Source organism: Rhodococcus sp. MurmanLake-1 (assembly GCF_056945715.1).
Genome location: NZ_JBWZNF010000104.1, coordinates 1 through 243 on the forward strand (window position 1 = coordinate 1; position 243 = coordinate 243).

Consider the following 243-nt stretch of genomic DNA (forward strand, 5'->3'; position numbering starts at 1 on the left):
GCGGTAGACCGCGACGAGTTCGTTGCCGATGAAGCCGACCAACCCGGCCGCGGCGACCCACCCGATGTTGTCGATCGGAACCGGGTTGATCAGGCGGCGAACGGATTCCACGCCGGCGATGATCGCCGAAAGGGCGATCATCGCGATGACGAACAGCCCCGCCAGGTCCTCGGCGCGACCGTATCCGTAGGTATAGCGGCGGGTGGCGGCTTTGGTCCCGAGCGCGAACGCGATCCACAGCGG

1 protein-coding gene is annotated in these 243 nt (G+C 67.1%); it reads right to left on the minus strand.

What is annotated here, in order from left to right; translation table 11 throughout:
• On the minus strand, positions 1 to 243 hold a 243-nt coding region (locus AC2ETI_RS32825; RefSeq protein WP_483635078.1), incomplete at both ends, for a cation efflux transmembrane domain-containing protein.